Origin of the sequence: Pseudomonas sp. SK, assembly GCF_012975065.1 — a bacterium.
In the GTDB taxonomy this organism is placed as follows: Bacteria; Pseudomonadota; Gammaproteobacteria; order Pseudomonadales; family Pseudomonadaceae; genus Aquipseudomonas; species Aquipseudomonas anuradhapurensis.
Genome location: NZ_CP051857.1, coordinates 597,433 through 616,434, shown reverse-complemented (window position 1 = coordinate 616,434; position 19,002 = coordinate 597,433). Strand labels below are relative to the sequence as shown.

Annotated in this window: 16 protein-coding genes, 1 tRNA gene and 1 pseudogene; 3 read left to right on the top strand and 15 right to left on the bottom strand. The window is 62.5% G+C overall.

The window, feature by feature from the left end:
• Positions 1–98: 98 nt before the first annotated feature.
• Together HG549_RS02730 and HG549_RS02725 are read right to left on the bottom strand one after the other, a co-directional pair.
• Entirely contained in the window at positions 99–1,031 is a 933-nt protein-coding gene (locus HG549_RS02730; protein WP_170028043.1) for an NAD-dependent epimerase/dehydratase family protein, read from the bottom strand.
• On the bottom strand, positions 1,024–1,908 hold the full coding sequence (locus HG549_RS02725) for a sugar nucleotide-binding protein (RefSeq protein WP_170028042.1): 885 nt from the start codon (positions 1,906–1,908) through the stop codon (positions 1,024–1,026). Before HG549_RS02725 ends, HG549_RS02730 begins: the two co-directional genes overlap by 8 nt.
• A gap of 335 nt (positions 1,909–2,243) precedes the next feature.
• Between HG549_RS02725 and HG549_RS02720 the strand changes: the two genes are divergently transcribed.
• Positions 2,244–3,089 carry an alpha/beta hydrolase gene (locus tag HG549_RS02720; protein ID WP_170028041.1) on the top strand — a complete coding sequence of 282 codons (846 nt, stop codon included), beginning with the start codon at positions 2,244–2,246 and terminating at the stop codon, positions 3,087–3,089.
• An 11-nt stretch (positions 3,090–3,100) separates the two neighbouring features.
• On the opposite strand, the gene HG549_RS02715 is transcribed toward HG549_RS02720, so the two are convergent.
• Entirely contained in the window at positions 3,101–3,910 is an 810-nt protein-coding gene (locus tag HG549_RS02715; protein WP_170028040.1) for a helix-turn-helix transcriptional regulator, read from the bottom strand.
• A gap of 179 nt (positions 3,911–4,089) precedes the next feature.
• Between HG549_RS02715 and HG549_RS02710 the strand changes: the two genes are divergently transcribed.
• Together HG549_RS02710 and HG549_RS02705 are read left to right on the top strand one after the other, a co-directional pair.
• Entirely contained in the window at positions 4,090–5,532 is a 1,443-nt protein-coding gene (locus tag HG549_RS02710) for a sodium:alanine symporter family protein (protein ID WP_170028039.1), read from the top strand.
• A gap of 72 nt (positions 5,533–5,604) precedes the next feature.
• Positions 5,605–6,591, top strand: a complete 987-nt coding sequence (locus HG549_RS02705; protein ID WP_372241537.1) for an asparaginase — start codon at positions 5,605–5,607, stop codon at positions 6,589–6,591.
• A gap of 185 nt (positions 6,592–6,776) precedes the next feature.
• Here HG549_RS02705 and HG549_RS02700 read toward each other — a convergent pair.
• From HG549_RS02700 to HG549_RS02645, 12 genes and pseudogenes are all read right to left on the bottom strand, one after another.
• Positions 6,777–6,872 (bottom strand) — tRNA-Sec (locus tag HG549_RS02700).
• Between the two features lie 6 nt (positions 6,873–6,878).
• Positions 6,879–8,801: a selenocysteine-specific translation elongation factor gene (gene selB / locus HG549_RS02695; RefSeq protein WP_170028037.1), complete on the bottom strand. Its 1,923-nt coding sequence runs from the start codon at positions 8,799–8,801 to the stop codon at positions 6,879–6,881.
• Positions 8,798–10,225, bottom strand: a complete 1,428-nt coding sequence (gene selA, locus HG549_RS02690) for an L-seryl-tRNA(Sec) selenium transferase (RefSeq protein ID WP_170028036.1) — start codon at positions 10,223–10,225, stop codon at positions 8,798–8,800. The genes selB and selA overlap by 4 nt, the downstream gene beginning before the upstream one ends.
• A gap of 145 nt (positions 10,226–10,370) precedes the next feature.
• Positions 10,371–11,291 (bottom strand): formate dehydrogenase accessory protein FdhE, encoded by a 921-nt coding sequence (fdhE, locus tag HG549_RS02685; RefSeq protein ID WP_170028035.1) that lies wholly within the window; start codon positions 11,289–11,291, stop codon positions 10,371–10,373.
• 4 nt (positions 11,292–11,295) lie between these two features.
• Entirely contained in the window at positions 11,296–11,952 is a 657-nt protein-coding gene (locus HG549_RS02680; protein WP_170028034.1) for a formate dehydrogenase subunit gamma, read from the bottom strand.
• Positions 11,949–12,899 carry a formate dehydrogenase subunit beta gene (gene fdxH, locus HG549_RS02675; protein WP_170028033.1) on the bottom strand — a complete coding sequence of 317 codons (951 nt, stop codon included), beginning with the start codon at positions 12,897–12,899 and terminating at the stop codon, positions 11,949–11,951. The genes HG549_RS02680 and fdxH overlap by 4 nt, the downstream gene beginning before the upstream one ends.
• Entirely contained in the window at positions 12,899–15,967 is a 3,069-nt protein-coding gene (fdnG, locus tag HG549_RS02670) for a formate dehydrogenase-N subunit alpha (protein WP_170028032.1), read from the bottom strand. Before fdnG ends, fdxH begins: the two co-directional genes overlap by 1 nt.
• Positions 15,968–16,166: 199 nt before the next feature.
• The gene (locus HG549_RS02665; RefSeq protein WP_170028031.1) at positions 16,167–16,430 is read right to left on the bottom strand and encodes a PAAR domain-containing protein; all 264 of its coding nucleotides are present in this window, start codon (positions 16,428–16,430) and stop codon (positions 16,167–16,169) included.
• Between the two features lie 149 nt (positions 16,431–16,579).
• Positions 16,580–16,957 (bottom strand): DUF2750 domain-containing protein, encoded by a 378-nt coding sequence (locus HG549_RS02660; RefSeq protein WP_218576022.1) that lies wholly within the window; start codon positions 16,955–16,957, stop codon positions 16,580–16,582.
• Between the two features lie 242 nt (positions 16,958–17,199).
• Entirely contained in the window at positions 17,200–17,592 is a 393-nt protein-coding gene (locus tag HG549_RS02655) for a hypothetical protein (protein ID WP_170028029.1), read from the bottom strand.
• A gap of 92 nt (positions 17,593–17,684) precedes the next feature.
• Positions 17,685–18,048: pseudogene (locus HG549_RS02650) on the bottom strand (hypothetical protein); the annotation flags it as partial.
• 141 nt (positions 18,049–18,189) lie between these two features.
• Positions 18,190–18,642: a hypothetical protein gene (locus HG549_RS02645; RefSeq protein WP_170028027.1), complete on the bottom strand. Its 453-nt coding sequence runs from the start codon at positions 18,640–18,642 to the stop codon at positions 18,190–18,192.
• Between the last annotated feature and the right edge of the window lie 360 nt (positions 18,643–19,002).

Below are 19,002 nucleotides of genomic sequence, written 5' to 3'. Positions count from 1 at the left end.
GCGCGTGCGGGGCCGAGGGGCACGCAAGCCGAAGTTTCGCGCTCGCGGTAGGAGCGGCCTTGCGTCGCGATAGGGGCGCATAGCGCCCCCGGAGATGTTCAGCCCTTACCCAGAAGCCGCGCCAAGCCCTCGACGATCGGCGTCGCCTGCGGGAAGTCGAAGCGCGCCAGCAAGCGCTGGTTATCCGCCCGCGAATGGCGAATGTCACCCGAACGCGCCGCCGCGTAGCTGATCGGCGGCAAGCTTCCGACCACCGTCTTCAGCGCCGCCAGCAACTGGTTCAGCGAGGTGGCCTGGTTGAGGCCGATGTTCACCGCGCCCTCCTCGACCTGGGCCTGCTCCAGCGCCTGCACCATCACCTGTACCAGGTCACCCACGTAGAGGAAGTCCCGCGTCTGCTCGCCGTCGCCGAACACCGTGATCGGCAAGCCCTGCACCGCGCGCTCGGAAAAGATGCTGATCACTCCGGAGTAAGGCGAGGACGGGTCCTGACGCGGCCCGAAGATATTGAAGAAGCGGAACACCACCGGCTCCAGGCCATGCTGGCGACGGTAGAAGTCCAGGTACTGCTCACTGGCCAGCTTGTCCACGGCATAGGGCGTCAGCGGCGCCTTGGGGGTGTCTTCGGCAATCGATTCGCCTTCGCCATTGTTGCCATATACCGCTGCGCTGGAGGCGAACAACACCCGGCGCAGGCCGTGCACGCGCATGGCTTCGCAGACGTTGAGGGTGCCGATGAAATTGCTCTGGTGGGTCCGCACCGGGTCCTCGACCGAGGCCTGCACCGAGGCCACCGCTGCCAGGTGTACCACGGCACCGCAGCCGGCCGCCGCCTGGGTCACCAGCGCGGCATCGGCAACATCGCCTTCGATCAGCTGCAGCCGTGGGTGATCGACCTGCAGGTTGTCGCGCCGGCCGGTGGAGAAGTCGTCGAGAATGCGTACGGCGTAGCCTTTGTCCAACAACGCATCGCACAGGTGGGAGCCAATGAAGCCGGCACCGCCGGTGATCAGGATGGGGGCGTCAGCCATGGCGGTAGAACCGGTCCAGTAGGGGCGGCAAGCCAGCGCGCCAGGCACGCGGCTTGATGCCGAAGGTGTGAAGGATTTTCTTGCAGGCCAGCACGGCGTGCTGCGGCTCTTCGCTGGCATCCGGCCGCGCGGCATGTGCCTGTGGCGTCGGCGCCTGTACCGCCAGCTGGCGATAATGGCCGGCCTCGGCGAGGATCGCCTGGCCCAGCGCCAGCGGCGTGGTCGCCTCGTTGCCGGCGTAATGGTAGGTGCCCCACAGCGGCGCATTGCAATCCAGCTGCTTGAGCACCGACAGGATGACCCGGGCGGCATCGTCGACCGGTGTCGGGTTGCCGCGCCGGTCATCGGCCAGCAGCAATTCCTGCGGTTGCTCGGCGCGGGTCAGGAAGCGGCCCAGGGCGCCGTCGATGCTTTCATCGAGCAACCAGCCAAAGCGCAGCAGCACATGTTGCGGGCAAGCCGCACGCACGCTCTGTTCGATGCGCCACAGTGCCTGGCCGCGCAGGCCCAGCGGCACCGGTTCGTCCTTTTCGCTATAGGCCGTGGCCCGCGAACCATCGAATACCCGGTAGCTGGAAGGCTGCACCAGGGTGATCTGGTGGTGCTGGCACAGTTCTGCCAGGCGCTCCACCGCCCGCTCCTGCAGGGCCAGGCGTTGCTCGCTGACCGTCTCGGCCTGGAACCAGTCGAAGTAGTAGGCCAGGTTGACCAGCGCATCGGGCCGATGGTCATCGAGCAACTGGGTAAGGCTGGCCGGGGTCCAGCCATTTTCGGGCGGGCGCGGCGCCAGGAAAGCGATGTCCTCCTCGGCCCCAAGACGAATCAGCGCTTGCCCGAGGGCATTGCCACCACCCAACAGCATTAGGCGCATACGCATAGAGTCAGCAGATCCGGAGAGGTTGATCAAGGGAAAGGGGTCATTTTGCGGTTTCCCGCCCGGGAAGTCCAACACCGGGCCTGTTCACTGCCACAGCGTGGGTAATTCCAGTCAAAAACCGCCACAGGCAGCAATCCCCTGCAACGGAGCAGGAATGAGCTGACTTCCACGCCACAGCAAAACTGCATTGAATAACTGGCTCGCCACTTGCCAGCCAGGCGTTTCACACTTTGCCTTCAATCCAAAAGCAAAGGACAATCGCGCGAGGTAACGATATCGACTAGCCTGTTCTGCGTGACCGTGGCACCGATCATTGGCTCTTCCAGAAAACTACCATGCACTTCCAAAAGAGTTCTTCTCAACGGCTGCAATGGCAGTTCGACGAGCCCGCACCGGGTACAGAATTATTCATCGATGAAGTTTTTGGAAACTACCAGCAACAGGCGCGGTTGCTGGTACCTGATGTCGAGCGCGCAGCCCCAGCATTCGTCCTGGGAGGCGCGCGCTCCGACTTTACCCGGCTCAACCCCCTGCTCTACCGCCTGCAAGCCGCAGGCGTTGGTTCACTTACCGGTAATCTGTCAGGCCATAGCCTCGCCGCCGAGCCAGGCGCAGTATGGCCATCATTGGCGACCAACCTTGATGAAGCACTGCGCTTCCACGCGCATATTGCACCGCGATGTCGAACGCTCATAGGCCATAGTCTTGGCGCGGCAATCACGCTCAAGCTTGCAGCGAAGATGCCTCAAGTGGACAAAATCGTACTGATCTGCCCGGCAGTCTATCCAGACCAAGCCCACCATGCGCCGTTCGGCCCGGCATTTACAGCAGCCATCAGCCAGCCTTTTGGTTTTCTGCTGAGCGACAGCTATGCCTTCCTCAACCAGTTTCAAGGGAAGGTAATGTTGGTGATCGGCGAGTACGACGGCCTCAATTCACAGAAATTCGGCAAAACACCCGGAACCAGCGCTGGCAACCTGTGGCTTGCCGGCACTGAACGCTACAGCCCGATCCCGGAAGAAGTTACCCTCGCCTTGATCAGGGCCGTTTCACCGTCGCGTTTGCAATGCCTGTTTCTGACAGACTGCGACCATGGCATCGCGGCGCATCTGCGCAGTACACCAGCCATCGCAGACCAGGTGGCCGATGCGGTAGCCACGTTCATCCTCGACACTGCTTGAGGCGTTGAGCGTTACTCGATCTCGAACAGGCTGTTACGCAACGGCCGCTCACTCAACCGCTCACGTATATCGTCATCTATACGCGGATCATCCGGCTGGTACAGTTTCACCTGGCGGAAGATGCTGGCGCGATTGATCTGCTCGCCCAGGTACTCCCACACCACCCGGGTGCACGCCGGGTTGCGCCGGTCACCACTGGATACGCCCGCCTTCAAGCCGTTAAGGCGAGTGATGCGGCTTTTGAAACTGGGGATGAGGATGGTGTGGCTCATCTCATTGAAGGTCAGCGACTCGTAGTCGACCAGGAACATCCGGTCCTGCAGCTGGAACGCCGCGCCCAGGTAACGGCAACGCACCTCGGCATGGTGGTCGATGGTGCTGGAGCGCTCCTGGCGCTCCTCACGCTCGAACAGGAAACGCCCACGCTCCTCCCACAAGTGCACCAGCGACACCAGGACGGTGCCCGGCACCGACAGGCAGTTGGAATACTCCAGGTAATAGCCGCAATAGCGCGACAGGTTGCCGCCGTGATCGTGCAACGGGCGGAACAGCTCGCTGATCGGGTCGCCAGGTTGTTCCACCAACGCAGGTGCGCGGGCTCCGATCAGCTGGCTGAACTGCTCGGGCGGCAAATTCAGCTCGTATTCTTCGACGCCGAAGAAATCGCTGATGCGCTTGAGGTTGAAAGCCGTCGGACGGCTCTGCCCGCTCAGGTACTTGTTGAACTGGGCGCGATTGATCGAGAGCTGGCGGCAAACTTCGGAGATAGAGCGGTAATGACTGCAGGCAAATTTGAGGTTGGTAGCGAAATTATCGCTCATGACACGGAACCCAGGTGACGCGAATGACGCCAGTGTAGCAGCAATTCGCACCAAATTGGAGCAACCCGCGAAATTGTAACCGCTCTTGTCATAGCCAACCATGCGCGCCAACGAATAGCGGTGTGCCTGCCATCCGCTGGTCATTCCACACGAACAATAAGAATCGAGGTCATTTTCCAATGCTCGAAGTACTCAACGATTTCCTCTCGGGGAAACTGCTCATCGTGCTGATCGTGGGGCTGGGTAGCTACTTCACCATCCGTTCCCGGTTCGTCCAGTTCCGTCACTTCGCTCACATGTTCAGTGTGTTCAAAGAATCGCTGCGTGGCCAGGCAGGCCAGCTGAGCTCGTTCCAGGCCCTGATGCTGAGCCTGGCCGGCCGTGTTGGCGCCGGTAACATCGCCGGTGTCGGTATTGCCGTGACCCTGGGTGGCCCAGGCGCGGTGTTCTGGATGTGGGTTACCGCACTGGTAGGCATGTCCAGCAGCTTCTTCGAATGCACCCTGGCCCAGGTCTACAAGCGCGCCGACGGCGACGGCCTGTACCGTGGCGGCCCGGCCTACTACATCGAGCACGGCCTGAAACTGAAAAGCATGGCCATCGTGTTCTCGATCCTGCTGCTGGTCACCTACGGCTTCGCCTTCATCGGCCTGCAGTCGTACACCGTGACCCACTCGCTGCAGAACGCCTTCGCCTTCGACCCCAAGCACACCGGCATCGTCCTCGCCGTGCTGCTGGCCATCACCTTCATCGGCGGCATCAAGCGCATCGCCGCGGTGTCGGACCTGCTGGTACCGGTCAAGACCCTGGCCTACATCGGCGTGACCCTGTACGTGATCGGTACCCAGATCGAGCACGTGCCAGCCATGCTGGAAACCATCTTCAAGAGCGCCTTCGGCCTCGACCCGGCGTTTGGCGGCCTGCTCGGCAGTGCCATCGTCATGGGCGTGAAGCGTGGCGTGTTCGCCAACGAAGCGGGCCTGGGCAGTGCGCCGAACGTCGCCGCCGTGGCTGCGGTGAAACACCCGGGTGCCCAGGGCGTGGTCCAGGCCTTCAGCGTGTTCCTCGACACCTTCGTGATCTGCACCTGCACCGCCCTGCTGATCCTGCTGTCGGGCTTCTACACCCCAGGCTTCGAAGGTGACGGCATCGTCCTGACCCAGAACTCGCTGGCCGCCGTGGTCGGTGACTGGGGCCGCGTGTTCGTCAGCGTTGCACTGTCGCTGTTCGTCTTCACCTGCATCCTCTACAACTACTACCTGGGCGAGAACAGCCTGCAGTTCCTCAGCCGCAACCGCGTGGTGCTGATGGTGTTCCGCGGCCTGGTGCTGGCGCTGGTGGTATGGGGTTCGCTGCAAGACCTGTCGACCGTGTTCGCTTTCGCCGACATCACCATGACCTGCCTGGCATTCGTCAACCTGGTGGCCCTGGCCCTGCTGTTCAAGGTCGGCCTGCGAGTCATGCGCGACTACGACGAACAGCGCAAGGCGGGTGTCGACCAGCCGGTGTTCGATTCGGCCAAATTCGCCGACCTCGACCTGGACCGCAACGCCTGGCCTGCCAATCCGCAGGTGGAAAGCGCCACTGACAAAGCAGTTGGCCAAGCGCAAACCCAGCGCTGATATCCTGGCCTGCCAAGCCGCCCCATCCGCGGGCGGCTTTTCTTTTTCCGCTCACCGCTACGGATGCTTTCCATGCGTGCAGTAAAGAATCTCCTCGTACTTTATACCGGGGGCACCATCGGCATGCTCGAAACCCCCGAAGGCCTGGCGCCGGCAGGTGGTTTCGAAGCGCGGATGCGCGAGCATTTCGCCTTGATGGCCGATGCGCCGAAGGTAAATTGGGCCCTGCAGGAAATGAACCCGCTGCTCGACAGCGCCAACATGCAACAGCACAACTGGCTGGCGATGCGCGATGCCATCGTCGCAGCCGTGGACGCTGGCCACGACGGTGTGCTGGTACTGCACGGCACCGACAGCCTGGCCTACAGTGCTGCTGCCTTGTCGTTCCTGTTGCTGGGCCTGCCGGTGCCGGTGCTGCTGACCGGCTCGATGCTGCCGGCAGGTGCGGCTGGCAGCGATGCCTGGGATAACCTGTGTGGCGCGCTGCGCCAGTTCGAACACGGCCTGCAGGATGGCGTGCAGTTGTACTTCCACGGCCAGTTGTTGCATGGCTGCCGCGCATCGAAGCAGCGCAGCGAGGCCTTCGATGCCTTTGCCGCGCTGCCGCGTCATCGCGACGGCGAGCGGGCGGCGGCGATTCCCGCCGAGCTGGGTTACCGCCACCCGCGCCAGGCGGTCAACCTGGCCGTAATGCCGGTGTTCCCAGGCCTGCAGGCCTGCCATCTGCAAGCCGTGCTGGACAGTGGCGTGCAAGGCTTGCTGCTGGAGTGCTATGGCAGTGGTACCGGGCCGTCGGACGACCAGGCACTGCTGGATGTGCTGAGCGCGGCGCGCCAGCGCGGCGTGTTGCTGGCGGCGATCAGCCAGTGCCCAGAGGGCTCGGTGGTGTTCGATACCTATGCGGCCGGTAACCGCTTGCGCGGGGCCGGGCTGGTCAGCGGTGGCGGCATGACCCGCGAGGCAGCCCTGGGCAAGATGCTGGCGCTGCTGGGCGCGGGGTTGGACGTGGATGCAGCCGAACAGTGGTTCGCGCTGGATCTGTGTGGGGAGCGGGCTTAGGTTCTTCCTTCGCTGCCGCTTCGCGGATAAATCCGCTCCTACGGGGGCTGGACAAGCCTCAATGGCCGTGAAGCCCCTTGTGGGTGTGGGTAACCCCAACCCGCAGGACGGTACCGGTCTCAGGGCTATGTAGCCTTTGTGGGAGCGGTTTTAGCCGTTAAAGGGCCCTGACAGGCAACGGAAAATGGCGGAAGGCAGCGGGAGTCGAACCTGCCCGGGAACGGCTGCCGTCCCCAACCGGGTTTGAAGCCCGGCCGCGCCACCGGGCGCGATTGCCTTCCTTGAACTCAGTGCCTGGCCTGCTGTTGGGCCAGGGCGCTGTCGGCGCGAATGTGACGCTGATCGGCCACCCTCCGGGTCAGGCCAATGCGGTCGAAATACTCCAGAATCTGCACACTGCGTTTACGACCGATGCCCAACATATCGCGAAACGCGGCAACCTGCACTATCGGCGTTTCCCTGGCCTGCCCCAGCAGCAGCTCTGCCATGCGCCGTAGCGTCGCCTCGGGGTAGAACAGGTCGCGCACCACCTGGTGCACCAGGCCCAGCCGGGCCAGCTTGCGCAGCAACAGGCGCACATCGGCTTCGGCACAATTTTCTTCGCTCGCCAGTGTCCTGACCCACGGCGGATCGTATTGCCCGGCCAGCAACCTGGGCTGCAAGCGGGCCCACAATGCACTGTCGGCTTCGCTCAGCTGCACCTTGTGCTCCGGCAGGTGCAGCCAGGGGCCGCTGCTGGCGATGGCGCCCTCATCGAGCAGCTCTTCCACCAGGCTGACGAAAGCGGGCCGTTCCAGCGGCAACGCGGCAAAACGGCGCAGGCGATCACGGTCCGGGCCCAGCTGGTCGGGCTCCTGCTCGTGGAACAGCGCCAACTGCCCCAGCACCAGGCGCTTGAGCGCCTGCCACTGGTCACTGGCAAACAGCAATTGACCCTGCCGGGTGGCTACCACCCGCGCATCATCTGGCAACTGCCAGGTATCGCGCAGGCGGTTGAACTGCCGCTCCAGGCGCTGCGGGTCGATGCCTCCCGGGGCGCTGGCGAGCAGAGCCGGCAGGGCCTGCTCCAGGTCCTCGGCATCGCGCAGCACTTGTAACTGGCGCAGGCGCTGTTCGCTGCGGCGCTGACGGCTTGGCGCAAACGGGTCGAGTACCCTGCCACCGCCCAAGGTACGCTGGGCGCGCTGGTCGCGCAGTACCAGGCGGTCGCTGTGCACCGCTTGCAGCGGCGCGTTGAGCAGCAACTGGGCGAACATGCGCTGGCCCGCCAGCAGGGTTTCCCCTTCGAGCAATGCCACCCGGGCGGTGACATCCTGGGTACCGAGGTGCACGTGCACGGCGCTGAAATGTTCAAAGGTGCGGGTTTCGCCCGGCAACAGGTTCAGCTCGATATCGACCCGCATGCTGGGCGTATGCAGCCACTCGGGCACCAGCCAGTCACCTCGATGCAGCTGCTCTACCGCCAAGCGTTCGGCAGCAATGTTCAGTGCCACCCGCTGGCCCGCTTCGGCGACCAGTGCGGCCTGGTTCTGTGCATGCAGGCCGCGCACCCGCACCGGCTTGCCAGCCTTGCCCAGCAGCAAGGTTTCGCCGGCACTGACTCGCCCGGCCAGCGCGGTGCCGGTCACCACCACACCCGCGCCGGTAACGGCGAAGGCACGGTCGACGGCCAGGCGGAAACCGCCGCGGGTACTGCGCTGGCGCACTTGCTGTTGCGCCGCCAGCAGGGCCTGGCGCAGGGCATCGACGCCTTCGCCGGTGACGCTCGACAACGGAAATTGCCGCGCCCCGGCATAGGGCCCCGGCGCCAACAGTGCATCGACCTGCGCCTGCACTTCGGCCAGGCGCGCCGGCTCAACCCGGTCGCATTTGCTGATCGCCACCAGGGCCTGGGGAATACCCAGCAGTTCGATGATGGCCAGGTGCTCGCGAGTCTGCGGCATCACCCCATCGTCGGCAGCCACTACCAGCAGCACCAGGTCGATGCCATGGGCGCCGGCCAGCATGTTGTGAATGAAGCGCTCATGGCCCGGCACGTCGATGAAGCCGGTCAGCGCGGCCCCTTCGGACAGCGCCGCATAGCGGTAGCCAAGATCGATGGTCATGCCACGGGCGCGCTCTTCCTGGCGCTGGTCCCCGGCCTGGCCGGTCAGGGCCTGCAGCAATGCGGTCTTGCCATGGTCGATGTGGCCGGCGGTTCCTACGATCACTGCACCGGCCCCAGTTGCAGGGCAGGCAACTGCGCCAGCCACTGGGCTTCGTCATCCAGCTGGCGCAGGTCCAGCCACAGGGCATCGTCGTCGATACGGCCGAGCACCGGCACCGGCAGGGCACGCAGGGCCCGCTCCAGCACATGCAGGCTGCGCCCACGCAGCTTCTTCGACACCTGTGGGCGCAGGCACAGCGCTGCGCTTGGCAGGCGCGCTACCGGTTGGCTGCCGCTGCCGATCATGCCCAGTGCCGGCGCCACGCTGACCTGCCATTGCTCACCGAGGCAAGCCTTCAGCTCAGGCGCCAGGCGCTCGGCCTGGGCCTGGATGTCGGCCTGGTTGCGGGTCAGCAGGCGCAGGCTGGGCAGGCGTTCGGCCAGGCGGTCGGGGTTGCGGTACAGCGCCAGCACCGCTTCGAGGGCCGCGAGGGTGATCTTGTCGACACGCAGCGCGCGCTTGAGCGGGTTCTTCTTGATCCTGGCGATCAGCGCCTTGCGACCGACGATGATCCCGGCTTGCGGCCCGCCCAGCAGCTTGTCGCCACTGAAGGTGACGATATCGGCGCCGTCGGCGAGGGCCTGGCGCACGGTCGGCTCGGCAGGCAGGCCCCAGCGGGTCAGGTCGAGCAGGCTGCCGCTGCCCAGGTCTTCAAGCAACGGCAAGTCATGCTGGTGGGCGATGCGCGCCAGCTCGGCGGTGGGCACCTGGGTGGTGAAACCCTGGATGCTGTAGTTGCTGCAATGCACCCGCATCAGCAAGCCGGTGCGCGGATTGATGGCGGCCTCGTAGTCGCGGGCGTGGGTGCGGTTGGTGGTGCCGACCTCGTGCAGCTTCACGCCGGCGCGAGCCATGATGTCGGGAATACGGAAAGCACCGCCGATCTCGATCAGTTCGCCACGGGAGATGATGCCCTCCTTGCGCGTGCCCAGGCTGTTGAGCGCCAGCAGCACGGCGGCGGCATTGTTGTTGACCACGGTGACGGCTTCGGCGCCGGTCAGCTCGCGGATCAGACCTTCGATCAGGTCGTCGCGGTCGCCGCGCTTGCCGGTGGCCAGGTCGAATTCGAGGTTGAGCGGGTAGCGGGCGGCGGTCTGCATGGCCTCGATGGCTTCCTCCGGCAGCAGGGCGCGGCCAAGGTTGGTGTGCAGTACGGTGCCGGTGAGGTTGAAGACGCGCCGGACCTGGCTGCGCTGCTGGTGGGCCAGGCGTTCGCCGGCGCGGCCCAGCAGAACCTCGGCGGCGAGCTCGGCGGCGCTGAGCTGGCCGTTGCGGGCGGGGTCACGCAGGTCGTCGAGCAGTTGGCGCAGGGTGGCCAGCACGGCGTCGCGGCCGTAGCGGTCGATCAGCGGCAGGCAGGCCGGGTGGCGCAGCAGGGTATCGATGGAGGGCAGGCGTGGGGTGTCGCTGGCGAGGCTGGAGGGCATGCGGTACTACCTTGGACTATTCCGTTGTCTGTTCTGGCCTCTTCGCGGGCGGGCCCGCTCCCACAAAGGTTCTGCGCAGGCCTATGTGGGAGCGGGCATACCCGCGAAGAGGGCGACTCGGTCTTACAGTGTAGACACTTAGCCACTATCCGGGCGCGAGCATCAAGTTCGGTGCCAGGCGATGAAAGCCCTCCTCGTCCAGGCGGATATCCAGCGCCAGGCTGGCCAGGTCGTCGGCCAGGGGCTCGGCAGCCGCATCGTTTTCCAGGTAGTTGTGCTTCAGGTAGCTTTTGCACGCGGGGCAGCACTCGGCCCGCAACGGCGCCTTGCCCGGGGCATGGCGATCGTCGTCGAGGCTGGTGTAGCGCAAGTCCTTGCTCGACTCGCAATACACGCACTTGACCCGCACCACATGCCATTCACAGGCACACAGCGAACAGGCCAGGTAGCGCAGGCCATTGTGCTTGCCACGGTTGCGCACCACCCCGGCCATGGCTGGTGAACCACAGGCCGGGCACTGCGCCAGGCCGCCGGCCGGCTTGAGTTCGGGCGCGGGCAGTGCCAGCAGCCAGCTGGCCCAGGCCGCCTGCAACGCGGCGCCGAGAAATGGCACCAACCCCGCAGGCACGGCATCGTACTGGCCGGCAAGCAAGGCGATGCCCCAGCCCTTGCGTTGATCGTCGCCACTGCCACGCAGGGCTTGCAGCGCCTCCCCCAACGGACCGCTGGTGTCAGCGTCGAGGTACCCAAGCAAGGCGTGCAACCAGGCCAGCCACGGCCCTTCGCGTACCAGGCTGTCTGCCGCCAGCGGCGGCAAGCCATGACTTATACACAGGCGCTGACGCTGCTCGGCCACCGGCATATCACCGGGTGGGTTATCCACAAGCTGCTGTTGGATGCGACACAAGCGGGCCGCCAGTTTCAGGTAATCGCCAAGGGCATTGCCTTCGGCCAGCTGTTCCAGGCGCGCGGCGCGCAGCTCGAACAGGTTGGCCGGGGGCAGGTGCAGAAACGGCGGCATCACCGCCGATGCTTCGATCTGCCCGGGTTCGAGTATCGTGCTCAAGCGCTCATCCTTCTTTCCGTCCGTGGCTGCCCGGGGTCTTGTCGCCGGTCACTTCGCGGTACCACAATTCATGGTGCTTGCGCGCCCAGGCGCGGCTGACCCGGCCATGCAGCATGGCGCCGACCGAGCCCTTGATCCAGATGCCGGCGTAGATGTGCACGATGATACTGAGGATCAGCACGAACGCCGCCAGGGCATGCAGCAAGGTGGCCAGGCGAATGGCGCCTATGTCGAAGTACTGGCTGAACCAGGCACGCCAGATCACCACACCGCTGACCAACAGGATCAGCATGCACACCAGCAAGGTCCAGAACAGCAGCTTCTGGCCGGCGTTGTACTTGCCGATCGGCGGTACGCCCTCCTCCTGGTTCAGCATGACCCGATCGATCCGACGCAGCCATAGGCGATCGTTGGCGCTGATGAAGTTCGCCCGCCAGAACCGCAGCACCAGGCCAAGGAAGAACACGAACATGGCCACGCCCAGGAACGGGTGGAGGATACGCGTCCATGGCCCGCCACCGAACAAATGGCTGAGCCAGAACAGTGCCGGATGGAACAGCGCCAGCCCGGACAACCCGGCAAGGACGAACAGGATCGCGACGACCCAGTGGTTGCTGCGTTCGTTGGCGTTGTAGCGCAGGATGGGTTTGTGGTCGTTCATGGTCGCTGCTCCTCCTGGCCACCGGGCCGGGTCGGGTCATAGACATGCACCGACGGGTCCACCTGATGCACGCTTTCGTCGGGCGCTGCCGGGTGCTCGTCGTCCTCCACGCGCTGTGGCCCGACACGTACATAGTGGAAGAACCCGGCCAGCACCGCCGCGCCCATGGCCAGCAGCGCCAGCGGCTTGGTAATGCCCTTCCACAGCCCTACCAGCGGGCTGATCACCGGCTGGTCCGGCAGGCCGGCGTACAGCTTCGGCGTGTCGGCATGGTGCAGCACATACATCACGTGGGTACCGCCGACGCCGTCCGGGTCATACAACCCGGCCTTGTCGTAGCCCCGCGACTGCAGGTCGACGATGCGCTCGGCGGCATGCACCTTCATCTCGTCCTTGCTGCCGAACACGATCGCCCCGGTCGGGCAGGTTTTCACACAGGCCGGCTCCAGGCCCACGGTCACCCGGTCGGAACACAGGGTGCATTTGTATGCCTTGTGGTCCTTCTGCGAGATCCGCGGGATGTTGAACGGGCAGCCGGTGATGCAGTAGCCGCAGCCGATGCAGTGGTCCTGGTTGAAATCGACGATGCCGTTGGCGTGCTTGATGATCGCGCCCGGGCTCGGGCAGGCCTTCAGGCACCCTGGCTCGGCGCAATGCATGCAGCCGTCCTTGCGGATCAGCCACTCCAGGTTGCCGTCGTCGCGCTCGTGCTCGGTGAAGCGCATCAGGGTCCAGGTTTCGGCAGTGAGGTCCTGGGGGTTATCGTAGGTGCCGTGGTTGTGGCCGACCTCGTCACGCAGTTCGTTCCACTCCGAACACGCCACCTGGCAGGCCTTGCAGCCGATGCACTTGGTGGTGTCGATCAGCTTGGCGACTTCCTGCTGCTGGCGTACCGAAGGCGGTACGGTGGTGGTGGCCGAGCGGGCGATGATGTCTTGGCTGGCCATCAGAGTTTCTCCACTTTGACGAGGAACGACTTGGACTCCGGCGTCTGCGTGTTGCCGTCACCGAGGAACGGCACCAGGGTGTTGGTCAGGTAGCCGTGCCGGGTGGTACCGGTGAAGCCCCAATGCAACGGGATGCCGATCTGGTGCACGGTCTGGTTGTTGACCTGGAGCGGACGGATCCGCTTGGTCACCACCGCCACCGCCTCGATGTGCCCGCGCTTGCTCGACACCCGCACCCGGTCGCCGGCCTTGATGCCCTTCTCGTTGGCCAGCACCTCGCCGATCTCGACGAACTGCTCGGGCTGGGCGATGGCGTTGAGCCGGCAGTGCTTGCTCCAGAAGTGGAAGTGCTCGGTCAACCGGTAGGTGGTCGCCGCATACGGGAACTCCTCGTGCTTGCCGAGGGTGTCCCACACCGAATCGAAGATCCGCCCGGCCGGGTTGCTGGTGGCCTTCTTGTTCTGCGGGTGCAGCGGGTTGATGCCAATCGGCGTCTCGAACGGCTCGTAGTGCTCGGGGAACGGCCCTTCGGCCATCTTGTCGATGGCGAAGAACCGGGCCACCCCCTCGGGGTTCATGATGAACGGGTTCATCCCCGCCTCGGGTGGCGAGTCGACCTTGAAGTCGGGCACGTCGGTGCCGGTCCAGGCCTTGCCGTTCCACCATACCAGGCGCTTCTTCTCGGCGTCCCACGGCTTGCCTTGCGGGTCGCTGGAGGCACGGTTGTAGAGGATGCGGCGGTTGGCCGGCCAGGCCCAGGCCCAGTTCTGCACCTGGTGCATGCCGTACGGGTCGCTGTTGTCGCGGCGAGCCATCTGGTTGCCCTGCTCGGTCCAGCAGCCGGCGAAGATCCAGCAGCCGGACGCGGTGCTGCCGTCGTCCTTCAACTGGCCGAAGCCGGCCAGCTGCTGGCCGGCCTTGATCACTGCGCCGGTCGGGTCGGTGACGTCGGTCACTGCCCAGCCGTTCATCTCCCTGGCCAGTTCCTCCGGGGACGGCTCTGCGGGAATCTTGTATGGCCAGCTGATGTTCATCAGCGCGTCCGGGTAGGCGCCGCCCTCGGCCTGGTAGCGTTGGCGCAGGCGCAGGAACAGCTCGCTCATGATGTGCACGTCGGTGCGGGTCTCGCCCGGGCCGTCGGCGCCCTTCCAGTGCCACTGCAGCCAGCGGCTGCTGTTGACCAGCGAGCCGTCTTCCTCGGCGAAGCAGGTGGTGGGCAGGCGGATCACTTCGGTCTGGATATTGGCCGTGTCGACGTCGTTGAACGGCCCGGCATTGCGCCAGAACTCCGAGGTCTCGGTGGCCAGCGGGTCCATGATCACCAGCCACTTGAGCTTGCCCAGGGCCGCGGTCACACGGTTCTTGTCCGGCAGCGCGGCAATCGGGTTGAAGCCCTGGCACATGTAGCCGTTGACCTTGCCCTGGCCCATCATCTCGAACATGCGCAGCACGTCGTAGGCTGGCACGTCGAGCTTGGGCAGCCAGTCGTAGCCCCAGTTGTTTTCTGCCGTGGCATTGGCGCCGTACCAGGCCTTCATCAGGCTGACGTGGAACTTGCCGTAGTTCTGCCAGTACGACAACTGGCCTGGGCGCAGTGGCTTGGAGGCGCGCTTGTCGATATAGGCGGCGTAGTCCTGCTCGGCATCGCCGGGCAGGGTCAGGTAACCCGGCAGCGAGTTGGACAGCAGGCCGAGGTCGGTCAGGCCCTGGATGTTGGAGTGCCCGCGCAAGGCGTTGACCCCACCACCCGGCATGCCGACGTTGCCCAGCAGCAACTGGACCATCGCCGCACTGCGAATGATCTGCGCGCCGATCGAGTGCTGCGTCCAGCCGAGGGCGTAGAGGATCGTCATGGTCTTGCCCGGTACCGAGCAGGTGGCGATCTCTTCCCAGATCTTCAGCATGGCGTCCTGCGGCATGCCACAGGTCATGCTGGCCAGTTCCGGGGTGTAGCGGCTGTAGTGCTGCTTCATCAGCTGGAACACGCAACGCGGGTGCTGCAGGGTCGGGTCGACCTTGGCAAAACCATCCTCACCCAGCTCGTAGCCCCAGCCGGACTTGTCGGCATACACGCGCTTGGCTTCGTCGTAGCCGCTGAACAGCCCGTCCTCGAAGCCATAGGTTTGCTTGACGATGAACGACACGTCGGTGTAGTTGCGCACGTATTCGTGCTGGATCTTGTCGTTGCTCAGCAGGTAGTTGATCAGCCCGCCCATGAACGCGATGTCGGTGCCGGTGCGGATTGGCGCGTAGTAGTCCGCCACCGAAGCGGTACGGGTAAAGCGTGGGTCGACCACGATCAGCCGCGCCTTGTTGTGGGCCTTGGCCTCGGTCACCCATTTGAAGCCGCACGGATGCGCTTCTGCTGCGTTGCCACCCATCACCAGGACCAGATTCGCGTTGGCGATATCGGACCAATGGTTGGTCATGGCGCCACGGCCGTACGTCGGGGCAAGACTTGCCACCGTCGGGCCATGTCAGACACGTGCCTGGTTATCGAACCCCAGCATGCCTGTTGCGCGGATGACCTTGTGGGTCAGGTAGCCCGCCTCGCTGGAGGCGGCAGAAGCAGCGAGAAAACCGGTGGTGAGCCAGCGGTTTACCGTTTGCCCCTGGGCGTTCTTCTCGATGAAGTTGGCATCGCGGTCCTGCTTCATCAGCTCGGCGACGCGGTCGAGCGCCTCGTCCCAGCTGACCCGCACCCACTCCTTGCTGCCCGGCTTGCGTACCTCGGGGTACTGCAGGCGGCTCGGGCTGTGGATGAAGTCCAGCAGGCCGGCGCCTTTCGGGCAGAGGGTGCCGCGGTTGACCGGGTGGTCGGCGTCACCTTCGATATGGATGATGTTCTGTTTGACGTTCTTGCCCGCATCACCCTGGCTGTACATGATCAGGCCGCAGCCGACCGAGCAGTAGGGGCAGGTGTTGCGGGTTTCTTTGGTGTGCGCCAACTTGAAGTGGCGCACCTGCTCGGCGAATGCCGGTGTCGGGGCCATGCCCAACGCCGCAAGGCTCGAGCCTCCAAGGCCGACGGCGGCGACCTTGAAGAATTGCCGACGGTTAAGATCCATCGTGCACTCCTGAACGGGTTCTCGGGCACCTGGCGTGCAGCCGGTGCCTCTAGGTCATCACGGTGGCGGTAGACAGATGCCGCCAACGGTTAAGCCTAGCCAAGAATCAGGGAAGTGTGATGACACAGATCATGGCACCAGCGAAGCGGGCGCCACATGCGCCAGGCGAGCGGTTTGTCAGGTACCGAACAACCCGGCCTCAGCTGGCGACGCCACTCTTCGGGCCGCTGGCGATCAGCGCCGCGCCACACGCGGTCTTGTGCCCATCGAGGGCGACAGGTGTACCGTCGACGCTGTAGGTGGCGCTGCCTTCGACGATGGGGAACACGCCCTTGCACAGTGGGCAGCTGACCATATGGCCAACCCCGGCGATAGGCTTGCCGTTGACGTTGGTGTTGCCGAAGGAGCCGAGCACCTTGCCACCGTGGGTGGTGGAATCGCCAAGGCGGATGATGTCTTTCATGGGGGAACTCCGTGTCTGAAGGGAGGCGTCGATGCCAGTGGGTGAAAGCCTAAAATAGTGGGGAGTCAAAGACCATAGGCAATTTGGGCGGGAGATTGGCTGGGCACAGAGGATGCCATGGGTCAGATGCGTATCAATTTCTGCTGGCTTTACTCGTATTTTTCAAGTTCCTCTCGCAAAGCAACCTCAAGAGCAAATGGAGAAATCAAAACCCCCGCATCTCCCGGCACAGGAAATACTTGACACAATCGAGAATCCAAATGCATACCCGCAAGCCACTTATATAAAAAGTCATCAATAGAAATTTTACGCGGCCAGAAATCACTCCATTCATCCGTCGCACAGCGCTTAGCAAACTCCTCCTCAGGCCAGAGCGGCACCAGTACGCTTCCTTCTAGGGCAGCAGTGGCCCACCCCTCATCATACAACCCCCAAACAACCTCAAAATCCGCAACTTTTCTTATAAAAAATTCAAACCTCTCCTCTGAGCTTAGAGACGATACATTTAGAACCTTTTTATCGTGCATTCTCAATACCTTCCTATCTTGTGCTGAGTTTTTGCGAAGGTCTGCATCTTGCAGTTTAGAGGCGATAGCAGAAGCGATCTTTCGCCTCGGTAGAATCGATCGCTGGATTTAAGCTACTTACCACCACCTCCAAGTCAGTATTGTCATTTTCAACCGCCCCGAAAGAAACGCTCCCCTCCCTCCAACTAAAACGCTGTTTAACGTTATCTGACCAGATATTGAACGGCTCATCTGAATTCGAGTCAAACACACAGTGATCGTCCTTTTTCAATAGCGTTCTTTAAAATGCAATAATCACTCTTCGCAAGCTTTAAACTTTTTATCTCGCCGACTATATCAATCGACCGAGATAGCGCATCGAATATCATATCAACCTGCTTGGCGCCGCTTGCATCCTTGAACTCATAAAAAGGAAGCTGTACGCGCACCTCAACAGTTTTTCGAACTTTGTGATAACGCTTAACTTCTGGATAGTGCTCCACCAATTCATCTGGCATCACGACAGAAATAAAAGTAATCTTCTCAGCGCCACACTCTAGAACGACACCATCTAACAGCCGCACCATAATCGGCTTTATTTTATTGCGCGCAACATACTCAGCATCACCCACAAGCGCATGCAATTCACTGGTCATCCCTATTAACATAACACCCTCTTAATAGTCACTCTTATTTAGAGGCGGTTTTTTCCGCCATTTGCATCCTTGTACTCTAAAATCTTTTTATGCAGGTTGCCGGCCGGGTCGAAGGCAAAGGTTTCGACACCGAGACGGCTGGTGGCTTGTAGCAGGCGGCCAACCGGTTCGTACCGATAGGCCAGGTGGCCACGACGGGTGTCGTGGATGTCGGTCAACTGGCCCACGGCGTCGTACTGGTACTGGCACTTGAGCAACGTGGACTTGCCGTCGTGGCTACCCAGCAACTGCTCTTGCAGGCGGCCAGCCGGGTCCCAGCTCTGGGCCTGCATCAGCTCCGCACAATCTCGCGGTGCAGGTCATCGCGCTCGCAGGCCAGCAGCTCGTGCTGGTCGAGGGTCATGCCCAGCACGAGGCCACTGCCGTATGTCAGCACGCTACCTTGTGACCAACCGGATTTTGCTCACCCCCGGAAGGCTCCGGCCACAGTCTGATGCGTTCGAGGATGACGTAGCAGCGACGTATGTTCTTGCCGTTAAAGAGGGGCGACGAACTACGTTAGAATTGCATATTTAAGCATGCAGATATCATGCACAACTAAACTCCCGCCTCATTCAATATTGCCTTAACCTCCGGGTACTCCGCCAAAAAATCATCACTCCGTAAGAAATTTCGTAGGACTGGATTTGATTGCGCAGCATCAATTATTGGCGCGACCCAATTGGCATCCCCGGTATTAAAAACCCGCCCAAGCAAAATCAACGGCCATTCTTTCTCACTCGATCTAGCCAGAAACCTTTCAAAACATTTCGAAAGTTCGCTAGCAAACTCTATAGGATCTGCCCCATCCAAGACTACTAACACCCTCTCCTGCACCCCATAATCATCAGCATTAGTGAATGTATCTAGTAGAACACCAACAGCCTCTTTATTGGTACGCCCTTGCACTTCATCGAGAAGTTCGAAAAAAATCCTACAGTCTACCTCAGACTCATAAGGATCAAGTGACTGTAGTTTCTGCTTCCACCTAGAAAGCTCTTGGTCATTCATTATCTTTTTTCACCAAACACCCTTGACACTTGGAGTAATCCAGCATTTCTTGCATAGCCACATTGTATTTTCTAGACTGCCCTATTCCGAAGCCACTCGGCGAGCATCTCGGATCTCCATTGCCATAGCTCCTCGCATGTTTTCAGAATTAATCATCTGCTGTACTCCGTTCAGCCTTCAACAAAACGCTTAAATCTGCTTCGCTCGCTTTAAGGCTTTCTACTTCTCGCTAACGGCAACATCGACCAGGCATAGAAACTTCATATACGACCCTTAATAAACGCTTTCATTTAAACATGGTCTGGCGCCGCCATTGGCTGCCTTATAGTCAACTATCTTCAGCCAGGCGTGAGCTGCCAC

Excerpts from the sequence above, each read along its gene's own strand:
- fdxH (WP_170028033.1), bottom strand. The coding sequence starts at position 12,899 with ATGGCCAGCCAAGACATCATCGCCCGCTCGGCCACCACCACCGTACCG.
- HG549_RS02655 (WP_170028029.1), bottom strand. The coding sequence starts at position 17,592 with ATGACCAGTGAATTGCATGCGCTTGTGGGTGATGCTGAGTATGTTGCG.
- selA (WP_170028036.1), bottom strand. The coding sequence starts at position 10,225 with ATGCCCTCCAGCCTCGCCAGCGACACCCCACGCCTGCCCTCCATCGAT.
- HG549_RS02660 (WP_218576022.1), bottom strand. The coding sequence starts at position 16,957 with ATGCACGATAAAAAGGTTCTAAATGTATCGTCTCTAAGCTCAGAGGAG.
- HG549_RS02665 (WP_170028031.1), bottom strand. The coding sequence starts at position 16,430 with ATGAAAGACATCATCCGCCTTGGCGATTCCACCACCCACGGTGGCAAG.
- HG549_RS02645 (WP_170028027.1), bottom strand. The coding sequence starts at position 18,642 with ATGAATGACCAAGAGCTTTCTAGGTGGAAGCAGAAACTACAGTCACTT.
- HG549_RS02680 (WP_170028034.1), bottom strand. The coding sequence starts at position 11,952 with ATGAACGACCACAAACCCATCCTGCGCTACAACGCCAACGAACGCAGC.
- HG549_RS02705 (WP_372241537.1), top strand. The coding sequence starts at position 5,605 with ATGCGTGCAGTAAAGAATCTCCTCGTACTTTATACCGGGGGCACCATC.
- HG549_RS02720 (WP_170028041.1), top strand. The coding sequence starts at position 2,244 with ATGCACTTCCAAAAGAGTTCTTCTCAACGGCTGCAATGGCAGTTCGAC.
- HG549_RS02715 (WP_170028040.1), bottom strand. The coding sequence starts at position 3,910 with ATGAGCGATAATTTCGCTACCAACCTCAAATTTGCCTGCAGTCATTAC.
- HG549_RS02710 (WP_170028039.1), top strand. The coding sequence starts at position 4,090 with ATGCTCGAAGTACTCAACGATTTCCTCTCGGGGAAACTGCTCATCGTG.
- HG549_RS02725 (WP_170028042.1), bottom strand. The coding sequence starts at position 1,908 with ATGCGTATGCGCCTAATGCTGTTGGGTGGTGGCAATGCCCTCGGGCAA.
- HG549_RS02730 (WP_170028043.1), bottom strand. The coding sequence starts at position 1,031 with ATGGCTGACGCCCCCATCCTGATCACCGGCGGTGCCGGCTTCATTGGC.